The 13852-nt window shown below is 33.6% G+C and carries 13 protein-coding genes; 9 read left to right on the top strand and 4 right to left on the bottom strand.

The window, feature by feature from the left end:
- Positions 1–269: 269 nt before the first annotated feature.
- The gene (locus AC3CH7_RS13265) at positions 270–626 is read right to left on the bottom strand and encodes a winged helix-turn-helix transcriptional regulator (RefSeq protein WP_012295675.1); all 357 of its coding nucleotides are present in this window, start codon (positions 624–626) and stop codon (positions 270–272) included.
- Positions 627–751: 125 nt separating this feature from the next.
- On the opposite strand from AC3CH7_RS13265, the gene AC3CH7_RS13260 reads away from it, so the two are divergent.
- The 6 genes from AC3CH7_RS13260 (at position 752) to AC3CH7_RS13235 (ending at position 6619) form a co-directional block, all read left to right on the top strand.
- The gene (locus tag AC3CH7_RS13260) at positions 752–1474 is read left to right on the top strand and encodes an SDR family oxidoreductase (RefSeq protein ID WP_012295674.1); all 723 of its coding nucleotides are present in this window, start codon (positions 752–754) and stop codon (positions 1472–1474) included.
- A 107-nt stretch (positions 1475–1581) separates the two neighbouring features.
- Positions 1582–1761, top strand: coding sequence for a hypothetical protein (locus AC3CH7_RS13255; protein ID WP_036162313.1), 180 nt, complete (start codon positions 1582–1584; stop codon positions 1759–1761).
- Positions 1762–2224: 463 nt separating this feature from the next.
- Positions 2225–3397 carry an ATP-grasp domain-containing protein gene (locus AC3CH7_RS13250; RefSeq protein WP_488381775.1) on the top strand — a complete coding sequence of 391 codons (1173 nt, stop codon included), beginning with the start codon at positions 2225–2227 and terminating at the stop codon, positions 3395–3397.
- Between the two features lie 38 nt (positions 3398–3435).
- Positions 3436–5118, top strand: coding sequence for a methyl-accepting chemotaxis protein (locus AC3CH7_RS13245; protein ID WP_012295671.1), 1683 nt, complete (start codon positions 3436–3438; stop codon positions 5116–5118).
- Positions 5119–5827: 709 nt separating this feature from the next.
- Complete coding sequence (locus AC3CH7_RS13240) at positions 5828–6187, top strand: hypothetical protein (protein ID WP_036164616.1); 360 nt, start codon at positions 5828–5830, stop codon at positions 6185–6187.
- Between the two features lie 9 nt (positions 6188–6196).
- Entirely contained in the window at positions 6197–6619 is a 423-nt protein-coding gene (locus AC3CH7_RS13235; protein ID WP_036164614.1) for a hypothetical protein, read from the top strand.
- A gap of 391 nt (positions 6620–7010) precedes the next feature.
- Here AC3CH7_RS13235 and rpsD read toward each other — a convergent pair whose 3' ends face one another.
- Complete coding sequence (gene rpsD / locus AC3CH7_RS13230) at positions 7011–7613, bottom strand: 30S ribosomal protein S4 (RefSeq protein ID WP_008176787.1); 603 nt, start codon at positions 7611–7613, stop codon at positions 7011–7013.
- Positions 7614–8081: 468 nt separating this feature from the next.
- Here rpsD and AC3CH7_RS13225 point away from each other — a divergent pair, with 468 nt between their 5' ends.
- A complete protein-coding gene (locus tag AC3CH7_RS13225) occupies positions 8082–9962 on the top strand; it encodes a sensor domain-containing diguanylate cyclase (RefSeq protein ID WP_488381774.1) in 1881 nt (626 codons plus the stop codon).
- An 82-nt stretch (positions 9963–10044) separates the two neighbouring features.
- Here AC3CH7_RS13225 and AC3CH7_RS13220 read toward each other — a convergent pair whose 3' ends face one another.
- Both AC3CH7_RS13220 and hisJ read right to left on the bottom strand, forming a co-directional pair.
- The gene (locus AC3CH7_RS13220) at positions 10045–10524 is read right to left on the bottom strand and encodes a GAF domain-containing protein (protein ID WP_012295648.1); all 480 of its coding nucleotides are present in this window, start codon (positions 10522–10524) and stop codon (positions 10045–10047) included.
- A gap of 24 nt (positions 10525–10548) precedes the next feature.
- Positions 10549–11343, bottom strand: a complete 795-nt coding sequence (hisJ, locus tag AC3CH7_RS13215; protein WP_099805814.1) for a histidinol-phosphatase HisJ — start codon at positions 11341–11343, stop codon at positions 10549–10551.
- A gap of 162 nt (positions 11344–11505) precedes the next feature.
- On the opposite strand from hisJ, the gene ezrA reads away from it, so the two are divergent.
- Positions 11506–13209 (top strand): septation ring formation regulator EzrA, encoded by a 1704-nt coding sequence (gene ezrA, locus AC3CH7_RS13210; protein ID WP_012295646.1) that lies wholly within the window; start codon positions 11506–11508, stop codon positions 13207–13209.
- Positions 13210–13292: 83 nt separating this feature from the next.
- Positions 13293–13760 (top strand): GNAT family N-acetyltransferase, encoded by a 468-nt coding sequence (locus tag AC3CH7_RS13205; RefSeq protein ID WP_031418608.1) that lies wholly within the window; start codon positions 13293–13295, stop codon positions 13758–13760.
- The last annotated feature ends 92 nt before the right edge of the window (positions 13761–13852 follow it).

The following is a 13852-nucleotide window of genomic DNA, read 5'->3' as shown; positions in this document are numbered from 1 at the left end:
TTTCTCTGACCGAGAATACTATCAACTTTCTGTCAATAATAACACGTTGATTTCCATCCTTCTCTAACTTAAATCTAACGTGATAAGGGCTTTACTTCTCTCAACTAATTCCCTTTTCTTTGAATTTAAGGATCTCTGTAGCAATAAAGGGAAATCATTAAGCATTAGTTAAATAAAAAAATCTATTTATCAAAATGCAATTTCTAGAAAATGATACTCTTGAGAATAAAGCAACATATTCTTCAATGAACAAGTAATTGGTTGTTTATTTAATTCTCCTCCAACCCACATAACACACGTTCTAAATGTTCCTTCTTTACATGAGTAATTCCCCATTCACAAATCATATCGAGTAAAGGAATAAGGGACAATCCTTTTTTAGTTATGGAATATTCTACACGAGGAGGAACTTCTGGATATACATTTTTTACTATTAATCCATCCATTTCAAGTTCTCTTAATTGTCTGGATAGTGTTTTATGTGAAATATCCTCAATATATCTTTGAAGCTCTCCAAATCGTTTGAGAGGGTTTTCGTATAGTTCATATAAAATCATTATTTTCCATTTTCCTTGAATAATTTGCATTGTAGCATCAAACTCATTTAAATATTTTTTCTTATCCAATTCATTGCTCTCCTTTATTAAGTACCTTAAGGTTACTAAGGGACAAAGAGGTGCCTACTTTATCTTAAGTAGATTTAATTGTAAACTGATTTTACTTAGAAATCAAAGAAGGAGTGACAATCAGAATGAAAACAGGATATATTGCAATTACAGGTGCTTCATCAGGTATTGGTGAAGCAACAGCAAAGAAGTTTATACAAAATGGGTATAACGTTTTAGTTATAGCACGTCGTGCACATTTGTTAGATCAATTTACAGGAGATAATGTAATTAAAGCAAGTGTGGATGTAACAGATAGAGAGGCTTTAGATAAAGCTCTTATGGCAGCTGAAGACAAATTTGGACCAGTTGAAGCAATCGTAAATAATGCTGGACGTATGTTATTGGGCGATATCGCTAAACAAAATCCTCTTGAATGGAAAGAAATGTATGATGTAAATGTGTTAGGTATGTTAAATGGAATGCAAGCAGTATTGCCTTCTATGATTGAACGTCAAACAGGAACTATTATTAATGTAAGTTCTATTGCTGGAAAGAAAACATTTGCTGATCATGCGGCATATGTGGGGACGAAATTCGCAGTTCATTCAATGAGTGAAAATGTTCGTGAAGAGGTTTCAAAGCATAACGTACGTGTGATAACAATTGCACCAGGTGTGGTTGAGACCGAGTTACTATCACACACATCTGATGAACAAATTAAAGAGAACTACATAGAATGGAAGGAATCAATTCATGGTGGTTTAAATCCAAGTACAGTAGCAGAAACAATTTATTTTGTATTTAATCAGCCTCAAAGTGTAAATATTAGAGAAATCGTATTAGCACCAACAAAACAACAAGCATAAAATGAAAAGAATAATATAGACCGCTCTCTTTTATTATACTGATGTTATATACTGGTATATTAGCGTGAGTAATTATGTATTCTTGCGAAAAAAACGGGGCTGATAGTGTGAGTGAAAAAATGGTGCAACAAACATTATTGGGAGATCTGGAATGGAAAAATCCAATTGAAATGGTCGATATAGAATTGTTTGAAGAGTATATTTATTATAACTGTATTTACTTTAAGTCGCCTGAAGAACAAGACTATATTTCTTTATTACGAAGGGAAATTTTAAAGCGAATGTGAGATTTATCGAAGGAGTAGCACTAGCTGCTCTTTTTCTTTTTTGGCTCTTGAAAAAACATCCGTTTCTTTAACGAAATGGACGCAATGAGCAGAAATTTTTGAGTGATTGATCAATTAACGGAGTTTATTTCCGTGTAGGTAAATTATGGAATTATTTACACTTAATAATTATGACAAACACAGTGGCCATAGCGGAAGTGTCAACGTTGAGTACTAAAATGAATGCTCCAATATTAAAAAAGATTAACAGTATAAGAGTTATATTATATAGGTAAATATACTTGTTAGTAGTTAGATATCCTTTTTATCAATTACGATGTAAAATTACCTAAATAATAAAATGCGAAACTATGGATATTATAGGTATTTTATATTAATATAGATGATAGTTATTCTAACATACTTTTAATAATTATTTTAGGCTATGGATATTTAGAAAAATATACAGATAGGAGTGTAAAAGTTGATAATACTAGATAGACCTTATGTTTCTGATTTATTAGCGCACACAGTTAGTAAGAATAAAATTCCAGTTATCAAATTAAATGAAGTTTTTATACCAAATGAATCTACTATAAGTTTAAAAAAGGTAGACGATTTGTTGATTGAATTAGAGAAGAAGAATTATCAAATTCTCTTTAACTCTGAAAATGGACTTAATATTTTATCTAAATATGCACCTAATCACTACTTAACAATTGTTACAGATATTTTGAAAAATAAAGTTACTTTCAGGAAAACATTAAGTAGTCATTTTAAAGATTTCTTTTTCACAGAAGTATCTCTAAAAGAATTAGATGAATTAGATCCTGGTTCACTACCTTTCCCTATTATTGTTAAGCCAGTTATAGGATATTCAAGTGTAGGAGTACATCGTATTGATAAGGTAGAAGAATATAAAGAAACTATTGAACAACTTAAGTTTGAAATGGAAGTTACAAGTGCAGAGTATCCAATCGAAGTTATTAATAATCACTCCTTTATAATTGAGAAATTAATTGAAGGTGATGAATACGCTGTTGACGTATATTTTACAGAAGAAGGCGAGCCTGTTATCCTAAATATTTTTAAAAGAATGTTTAGGCATGAGAAGGACATGAGCGATAGAATTTACTATACGAGTAAGCAAGTAATAAATGAGTCCCTCAACAACATTCAACAATTTTTAAAAACTATTTCATCGCTCTTCGCATTAAAGCTTGTCCCTATACATATTGAAATTCGCATCGATAATCTCGGACAGATAGTTCCTATTGAAGTAAACCCACTTAGATTTGCTGGTATCGGTACAAATGAACTTGGCGTTTATGCATATGGTGTCAACGCATGCGAGTACTTTTTTAAACAACAAAAGCCTGATTGGGAAAATATAATTAATCAAATGGATGATTCAATTTATAGTTTTTGTTGTGCTGAAATAGATGCATCTATTGATTGTAAGAAAGTTGTGTCTATTAATCATGAAGCGTTTAAACTAAATTTTGAAGAAATTTTAGAATATCGACGGATGAAAGTGAATGAAAGCTCTACTTTTGCTGTAATATTCCATAAATCACCAGATTTAAAAGAAAATACTAGGTTATTGAATTTAGATCTGAATCAATATATTACGTTAAATGAATTGGTATTTGTTTAATAATAGTTAACTTTATATTACAGTTAGGAGCGTTAACGATGTTTAAAGGTATGACCATTAGAAAGAAAATATTATTAAACGTATTAATGCCTATTATTGTTATAAGCACAATTTTTAGTTTTGCCATATTTATTGTAGCTGAGCGTTTAATCGATGGATATATTATTCCTCAGTTTGAAGAGAGCTTAACAATGAAAATGGATGACTTTGAAGAGTTATTTGATAAAGAATTAATCAATAGTGCTAAAACAAACAAAAGTGCATATCAAGAACTGTTGTCCAGAGGAAATGACTTTCAAAAAGAGTATGAATTAGAAAATGTGTATATTATGAGTAAAGTAGATAATAAAGAAGTCATTTTATTTTTAGGTAATGACGATAAGTATTTATCACCACTAGCGTTTACAGATGAACAAAAAGCAGCGCTAGATACAACTAAAATGGTTACAAGTGATATTTATATAGATGATTACGGCGCTCATAAGTCTACATTTTTACAAGTTCCAGGAACAGATTCTGTCTTAGGGTTAGATGAAGATGCAGATTTTATAGTTGATCTGGAGAATTTATTAATAAAGGTATGTGTGTTATTAGCACTTATATTTATTGTGGTAAGTGGTATACTAGCATATTTCACTGCTAAAAGAATTTCTAAACCGTTAAATGAACTTGTTGATTATACTAAAGTAATTGCTGCTGGTGATTTAACACAGGAAATTAAAAATACAAGTAATGATGAAATTGGTCAGCTTGCATCAAGTTTTAATAGTATGCAAGTGCAGCTAAAAGAAGTTATAGGTCATGTATCCTCAACAGCAGACTATGTAGCAAGCGGGTCTAAAGAATTGACGCAAAGTATAGAGCAAGTGACAGAAATGGCCAATCAGGTATCAGCAGCAATTCAGGAAGTTTCAGTAAGTAGTGAAATGGTAACAACTGGGGCTATTCAAAATCAAATTGCGATTAGAGAAATATCAGAGGGGATAGTAGAAATCACAGAATCTACTACAAACGTTTCTGATGAATCTATTAGAACATCTGAAGAATCCAATCAAGGTAATCATGTCATTCAACAATCCGTACAAGGAATTGATTCAATTAACGAGCTTTCAAAAGCCTCTATGCAAATGACAGAACAAATGCATCGACGTTCTAAAGAAGTAGGACAAATTACAAATGTTATTACAAGTATTTCAGATCAAATTAATTTACTAGCATTAAATGCAGCTATTGAGGCTGCTCGTGCAGGTGAATACGGAAAAGGATTTGCTGTTGTCGCAGATGAAATAAGACATTTAGCAGAACAATCTGCCCAATCTGCTAATGACATAACTAAATTAATCTCTGAAATGCAAAACAATTCTAATGAATCGGTTGAAGCTATTACGAGAGTAGTAGATGAAATTAATCATGAGACTATCGCAATAAGATTGGCTGGAGATACTTTTCAAAAAATCTCATCTCTAATTTCAAACATTAGTATGCGAACGCAATCAATTGCTTCAACAGTAGAACAAATATCAGCAAGCTCTGAACAAGTATTAGGGACTACTGAGACAACTGTGCAATCATTGGAGCAAACATCAGCAGGTACCCAAAATATTGCTTCAACTATGCAAGAGCAATCTGCTTTTATGGAAGAAATGCTAGGAACAGCTAATCAATTAAACGAGATGGTTGAAAACTTAAAAGGTCAAATTGCACATTTTAAAATTAAGTAATCCTAGCAAAGTTAAAAGGATTTCTTGAAATTACAACCAGGAATGTATGTTCTGATGGAGAAGTCAGTGAATTGGAAGTGGTGAAGACGATGTCTTTGTCTTATTAGTAGATTCTTATATTGAAGATTATTTCAGAGGTCTTAGATTTTACAAATATCTAGAGCAAAAAGCATTATCACCAATACGGTAAAAAGCTACTATGAAGACCCACTGACCTATAAAAATGATATATATAAACACCTTTTGTTGAGATACGGGTATAAGGATAACCAAACAATCAACGGAGGTGTTTTTTCTATGGGAACAAAAGTAGGTTATCCAATAGAAGTAAAAATGAAGGCAATTGAGAAGAGATTAGCAGGAACCCCGGTCAAACAGGTATTAGAAGAATTAATAATAATAACATTGGTGTGTAATATACTACGATGGACTGCCTGAATCCCTTCGTAGATGTAGAAGTAGGAGCAATTATTATCTTTTATCCTAATTATTGAAAAGTAGTTAATCAAACACCTTCTCCATATAAATAATAGTCGTTTCAATCTTTTCGTGGCCGAGGGATTTCATTATTTAGACTGTTATCTGCATACGGCTCTTTTGTTTGTGAAGAAATAAATACATAACCATTTTCTTTAAGCTGTTCACCATCTTCTAATAGAATTTCAGAACGCCACACTCTATACTTTTTAACACTGCACGAACTCCTTTTATGAATTCACTGGAATCTGAACAGTTTATTGTTGCTCCAAGGATCGCTCCGATTGTATGGTTCGTTGCAGTTACATGTGTTAAACTAGTTGTAAAACAAATTCCAAAAGCAACAGTGAAATTTTCTTCACACGCAGTTATACAGGCTAACGCACGTCAACTTTCTTCCAAACAAGTTGCTGATGTAATTGTAAATGGAAGAAAATTCATGGATAAACATACACGTGCTAGAGCTATTTACGATAAAGATCAAAATATTAATGTAGTGTTTATAGGGAATTCAAAAGAGGTTGCAACGGTTTACAGACCTGATAGTGGGGAAATCGCTAAGAAATTTATTAATAGTAACTGGGGATGGTAAGATTTAATTATGGCAACCTTATACGATAGATCATTTGATGCCTCAAAGACAAGTTTAGAAGTTGTTAATATAGCGAGTGATACTGTTTCCAGTAATATTTTGATTAAACTTAATTGTGGTGAACATCATTTAGATTTTAAGTTTTTGGTTTTACGAAGTGACCTTATAATGCTGCATACACTGATATTAAATAATTGGGACGAATTATTGGAAGCAGAAGTATGGGACTCAACGGATCCATCTTTTTCATTTGCTATTTTAGCGAATAATAGTGATCTAATTGATGAACAGGTTTACCAATTCCAATTTTGGATTGATGCAGGAGAATATAACTCTCATAGAGCTACTCGTTCCGGTATTGGTATTACAATTTATCAAGATAGAAAATCTATTGAAGAATTTGCATTACAGATAAAAAAAGAATTTGATTAGGATTTAAAGCAAAGACCAGGCGCTCAATTGAAAGTGTGTACCTGGTTTTTATTAATTTATTCACTTTTTAATTCAGCCAAGTCATCTAAATCACAGTACTTATTAATGTAACTCTTTTCTGAACTCTTCGCTGAATGTTCCCTTGTTTTATCTCTGTTTTTTTCTCTGTAAGCCTGTGTAGCTCGTTTTGTGCTTCGGAATGAAGATAAATGTACATCTGTCCGTTGATTTTTTTGAAATAAATTAAAGTGACGTTCCCTCATTCGCTCCCCTAAACCCCCAGTAAAAAACGCTAATTATCCAAAGTAAAATACAAAACAAAAACCCCGTAAACACTTGGTATACCAAGGCTACGGGGTTTAAGAATCCGAAGATTTCTATCGTTAAAAAATTAACGAGAGTAGTACTCTACGATGAATGATTCGTTGATTTCAGCTGATAACTCAGAACGCTCTGGAAGGCGAGTGAATGTACCTTCTTTTTTGTCAGCGTCAAAAGTTAAGTAGTCAGGTACGAAGTTGTTTACTTCGATTGCTTCTCCAACAACAGCAAGGTTTTGAGATTTTTCGCGAAGAGAAATCGTTTGACCTGGTTTTACGCTGAATGATGGGATATCAACGCGTTTGCCATCTACTAAGATGTGACCGTGGTTTACTAATTGACGAGCTCCACGACGAGTACGAGCTAAACCTAAACGGTAAACTAAGTTGTCAAGGCGAGTTTCAAGAAGGATCATGAAGTTTTCACCGTGTACACCTTTCATTTTACCAGCGCGGTTAAACAATGTACGGAATTGACGTTCGTTCATGCCGTACATGTGACGAAGTTTTTGCTTCTCTTGAAGTTGTAAACCGTATTCTGATAATTTTTTACGTTGGTTTGGACCGTGTTGTCCTGGTGCGTAAGGACGTTTTTCGATTTCTTTACCTGTACCGCTTAGTGAGATACCAAGACGACGTGATAATTTCCAAGATGGACCTGTATAACGAGACATATTGTTGTCTCCTCCTTTAAATTTGGTTTTTTTGTTGTAAAACAAAAACCAGTAGTACCCATTCTTACACGCATTTTATTTTCATGTATTTTCGCCTATGCAGCCGTTAGGTTACACAATACACCATCTATTTTTAAAAGTTGACTATCTAATTAGTTGTACAGAAGAAAATAGAGGAATAAAATACAATATAAGCTTATACCACTGCTGCGTTCATTTTACACAACCTCCATTGTAACTGCTTAGGACATGTACGTCAATTAATAGTATTTAAAATTTTATTACAGGCATATAGTAGAAAATTCTCACTGTCCATTCCTAATGTGTTAGAAATAGTTAAAGATGCGCTGTAAAATCTAAAATGTAAAAGTAAGGGAGAATTTACATAGTCAAAATGACACAAATTATGTATAATATATTATAAGTTAATAGTAATTGATTTGGACGTTATATAGAAAAGGTGATTTCATGACAGACCATTTACAAACGCTAAAATATATAAAATCTGATGTTTTGAGCTTTTGGGTGAGTTCTAATGAAGAACAAGCTAGTTTTAATGGGTATTTTTATTCATTAAAACAGTGTCTTAAGAAACACTTGGAAATTGATAATGTAGCTTTTCTTAGTTTTGAAGGTAATTCTTTAATACCTATTGAGGAGATGGCTTCATTAACGATTGAAACAAAGCTAAATGCTGTGTCATGGCTGATGATTGAAGCTAGTTTTTATCAACAAAAAGTAGTGAAAATTCCTTATATATTAAAGGCAAGACAGGCCTATTCAATGATGACAGATATGGTGCTTTTCCAAGCAGAGGGCAATAATCCCATTGGTGTATTACTTGTGGAGGCAACAGAGTCTTGGACAGACTTTATGACCTCAGATTACGGCGAAAAATGTATAGAAATACTTTCTCAGGTTCTTCAAATGATGAAAGATAATTTAGATGTAAAAATAAATGAAGACCAATATAGAAAACTATATAACATGACTGATTTATTTCATTCAACAATGGATATTGATTTAATTTTGGAAAATGTATTGAAAAATATAAGGGATAACTTCCCTGAATTTAATGTAGAGCTTATATTATCGAATGATCAAGACCGACACACGACCATCGATATTAAGCTTTTTGATTATTTATCGGAAAGACCTACCACTATTGAGGCTTTTGTATCAGGAGAGTTAACAACAGAACTTGCGATTGATTTAAATTGCCGTTTATTAAATGCCCCTATTAAAGGAAGGCAAGCTATTTATGGCATATTACAAGTGAGTGCTCCAACTACTTACCTTTTTTCAACGACTGAAAAAGATTTTGTACGGATGCTTGCGCAGGCGTCAGGAAATGCACTAGAAAATGCAAAGCTATATCATCAGTCGCATCGCCTCGTCAGTGACTTACAACTTATCAATGAAACATCACATCGTTTAAATATGAGGATTGACATTCATGAAATGTTACTTTTCCTGCAAAAGCAGTTGCTGAAATCCTTCCAACCAATGGAAGTTTGCTTCGCCTTTAAAAAAGATGACACCTTTGAAGTAGCGGGGGCAAGTACTTCGCTATTTAGTTCTGAAGAGGGTCAAACCTATATTAAGCATGTTGAACAACATTTTACTCAAACTAATGATCCGCTGTTTATAGCTGATTTTAGTCGATTAACCTCTAAACAAATTGAATATCGTTCCATAATGGCCATCCCCATTCTAATGGAAGAAAAGATCAATGGCTTTAGTATCGTTTTACATAAAGAGCCGTATTTCTTTTCGTTTGATAGCTTTAAATTAATGCAGTCTTTAATCCACCACTCATCTTTAGCAATTGCAAACTCTATTTTACGAACACAGCTTCAGGAAATGGTCGATTTGGATCATTTAACGAAACTATATGCACGTAGTTACCTTGATCATTTTGTAGAAAAGTCTCTTGAATATGATCAATCAGGTATGTTTTTGCTCATTGATATTGATAATTTTAAACGCATAAATGACACGTATGGTCATCAAGTAGGTGATAAAATACTGATGCAGATTGCCGTTCAGTTGAAGGAAACAATAGGTAGTCGAGGAATTTGTGCAAGATGGGGCGGCGAAGAGATGTCCATATATGTACCTAACATTAGTGAAAAAGAAGCTTTGGAATTAGCATCAGCCATCGTTGAAGTAATTCCAAGTGCCACCGATCCTCAAGTAACAATTTCAGCAGGACTCATTACATGGAATGATCAAGACCGACCAGCATTCCAATCTGTTTTCTTACATGCTGATACCGCTCTATATGAAGCAAAAAATAGTGGTAAAAATCGTTTTTGCATCCATGATGGTTCTTTTCAAAACCAATAATATGGATGGAGTTCTTGTAAATGGTTCTATAAAATAAATTGCCCTGAAATGACAATGCATTTCAGGGCAATTTTTTAACATCTTATATATGAAGTAGTAGTGTTTGAACAAAATGCTCTAAACCAGCTTGATCTTCCTTGGAGAAGCGATTCACAGTAGGGCTATCGATATCAAGTACACCCATGACCTCACCTTGTTTCATTAATGGTATGACAATTTCAGATTGGGAGGCAGCATCGCACGCAATATGTCCTGGGAATTCGTGAACATCTTTGACAACAATCGTTTCTTTTGTTGCCACAGCTGTTCCGCAAACCCCACGGCCAATTGGTATTCTAACACAGGCAGGCAGACCTTGAAATGGACCGAGTACAAGCTCATTTTCCTGTAAGAGATAGAACCCCACCCAGTTAATATTTGTTAAAAATTGATGGAGGAGTGCAGAAGCATTGCTTAAATTTGCAATCTGATCCTTTTCACCAGTTAGTAGTGCGTCTAATTGCTTAGATAGTGTAAGATACTGGTCAGCAATGGATCCTTCATAATTAATTTGTGTAAACATACAAGCACCTCGTTTAAAAGTTATTTAGATCGGTAATATAACATTATAATGTTGATGTAAATCAGTCACACTATGGGCATCGGAACCAAATACATAAGGTAATTCAATCGCCTGACAATAATTGATAAAGGCAAATGGTGGATAGGGCTCCTGACAAAATGGTTTACTTATACCAGCACTATTTACATCTAATTCATAGCCATTTTGCTTCATACTGTCCAAAACTTGGTAAAGTCGAATGTCGTCATTAATTTTCTCATGATGAGCTAGCTGAAATTTATGAATCAGTGATGGGTGCCCAATCCTTTTTGGCTTATAAGAACCAAGGTCTGCTTTTATAGAGTGTAGGACTGTATCATAATATAAATGATATACCTGTTCAATAGAGCCAACTTTCTTAGAGAAATCAATAAAGCATTTAGGAGAGAAGTCGATACATTCAAAGGTGTCCTGCCACTGTAAAAAATGGACTGACAAGATGGCATCATCTAAAAAATGTCCATATGTATCAAGAAAATGACGAGTTTCTTGTTCAAAACCTTTGATATAATCAACTTCTAATCCGATACGAATTCGAATGTCTTTTGCATATTGTTTTTGCAGGCATTGTAATTCTTCAATGTATGGCATGAGATACTCGGGTTTCATCCCACTATCTTGGAGTGGGGTAGGATCAATAAACCCTGCTGGTAATGGGGCGTGTTCTGTAAACGTTATATCTGTGAAATTATGAGAAATTGCTTTTTCAATATATTGAATGAACGTGTCCGAACTGCCATGTGGACAATAAGGACTATGTATATGCCCATCACGTTTCAAAATGTACCACTCCTTTAGATCTATAGACTGCTATCTTAATATTTTACAATAGCAAAAATACAGTTTTCTGAAAATCACTTAAATTTTAGTACAAAAGGCGAAAACATAGTATATAATAAATACAACTAGCCAATTCGTTTATTGTAGAATAGGAGGCTTACGATGGAGTATATCATCATTCCGATTATCCTACTATTAATTTTAGCCATAGTAGGATTTATGATGCGAAGAAAACATGTTGCAATTATTGCAAAACTTGAAAATGAAAAATTACAAATACAACATAAACCTATAAATGAAGAAATTTCAAAAGTAAAATCTTTGAACATGAACGGTGAAACGGAAGAAATGTTTGAACGATGGCGCAATATTTGGGATGAAGTCATCGATGTACATATGACTAAAATCGATTCACTTTTATTTGATGCAGAAGATCAAATTAATCGACTTCGTTTTAAAAAAGCGACATTAATTGAACGTGAAATCGAAGACTATATCAAAAAATGTGACCAAGATAAAGATAAAATTTTAGAGGAATTAAATGAATTAATTGGCAGCGAAGAAAAAAATAGAATTGAAATTGAACAGTTAAAGGAATATTACCGTTCTGCAAGAAAAACATTGCTAGCACACCAGCATTCCTTTGGTGTAGCATTACCTGCACTGGAGAAAAAGCTAGAGGAATTTGTTGAGCAGTTTGAAAAATTTGATGTTCTGACGAATGAAGGTAATTACTTGCAGGCGAGAGAAATTGTGATTAGCTTAAATCAAGAATCCCAGCAGACATTCGAATATATTAATGATGTCCCAACAATTTTGACGGAATTACAAGTTAAGCTGCCGGGAGCCGTTCAAGAATTGCGTAATGGTCAACGTGAAATGGAAGACCAATCCTACTATCTGCAGCATTTAGAATTAGCAGAGGCATTAAATAATTATGAAAAAGAATTTGCTAAGTTAAAAAATGACCTAGCAGAGCTAAATTTAATGGTGGTTAAACCTCGTGTAACAGAAATCAATGAAGAAATCGATCATTTTTATGATTTACTGGAAAAAGAGGTTATTGCCAAAAATTATGTGGATCAAAATTGTGATCGTTTATTAAGCTCAATTACAAATGTTATTACGTCTACAAAATCAGTGAGTGATGAGGCAACCTATGTACAACAAAGCTATCACTTAAATGAAAAGGATGCTGAAATTCCAAAAGCAGCATTAAAGCAATTGGAAGCACTGCAACGTCGTTACGATTTATTAGCCATGCGGGTCAAAGAAGAAAAGTCTGCGTATTCAAGCTTACAAGAAGAATTAATTGAAATAAGTGAAGAGCTTGAACGAATTCATGAAGAGCAAGGTCATCTGTCTAATACAATGAAGAAACTTCGTATTGATGAAAACAAGGCCCGCGCTCAAGTTGAAAACTTAAAGAAAATATTACAAGATACAGATCGTCTACTAAATAAGGCGAATATTCCAGGAGTCCCAGAGGAGATGGACGCACGACTTGATGAAGCGGCAGAGCATATATATGTAGTTATGCAAAGTCTGCAGGAAGTTCCGCTTAATATGGGAACGGTTCATAATAATTTAAATGCTGCAACACTTTGTGTAGAGGATGTTAGAGCAAAAGCTCATGAGTTAATAGAGAATGTAATGCTCATAGAACGTATTATTCAGTATGGTAATCGTCATCGTGCATCCAATCCAACATTAAATGCGCGTTTAAAAGAGGCGGAGGAAGCATTCCATCAATTCCGTTATTCCAAAGCATTAGAGGAAGCAGGGACAGCTGTGGAAGAAATGGAGCCAGGTGCATTAAAACGTATTCAAGAAATGGTAGCAGAGCAGACTATGACTAACAATTAAAACTACATTTATGCTGTCTAAAAAGTTTAGAAATTACTTTTTAGACAGCTTTCTTTTTAAATTTGGATAAGGGTGTGAGACGGATGGGATTGTTCATTCGAAAAATGAATGAAAAGTATGCTCAGGAAATTATATGTTGGCAATATGAAGAGCCCTATGATTTTTATAATAATGAATTATCCGAGGAATCCTTGCGGGAGTTTCTTGATAATCCTTACTTTGCCATAATTAATGAGCAAGAGGACTTAATCGGTTTTTATTGCACGGGGTCAGCTGCGCAAGTGCCAAAAGGACATGATTATAATGCTTATTCAGAAGATTATATAGATATTGGTATTGGCATGAAACCAACGCTAACAGGAAAAGGTTTTGGCACAAAGTTCTTTTCATTTATCATCAAGAATATGGAGGAAGAATATCCTCTGCCACTCCGTTTAACAGTCGCCCTATTCAATAAGCGAGCTATATTCCTATATGAAAAATTAGGATTTGTGAAAGAGCTCGAATTTAGTACGCCAACGGAATTTATTACGATGTTAAAAAAATTGTGAGTTCCATCACTCTTGAGATTAAAATATGAATTATCGTTAAAGTTAGTGGTCAATCGCTAAAGATTGCGTTATGATAAATACCGTTACATCAA

It is taken from the genome of Lysinibacillus sp. F12 (genome assembly GCF_057773605.1).
The sequence above is the reverse complement of the archived record's forward strand: the minus strand, read 5'-3'. Positions and strand labels throughout refer to the sequence as shown.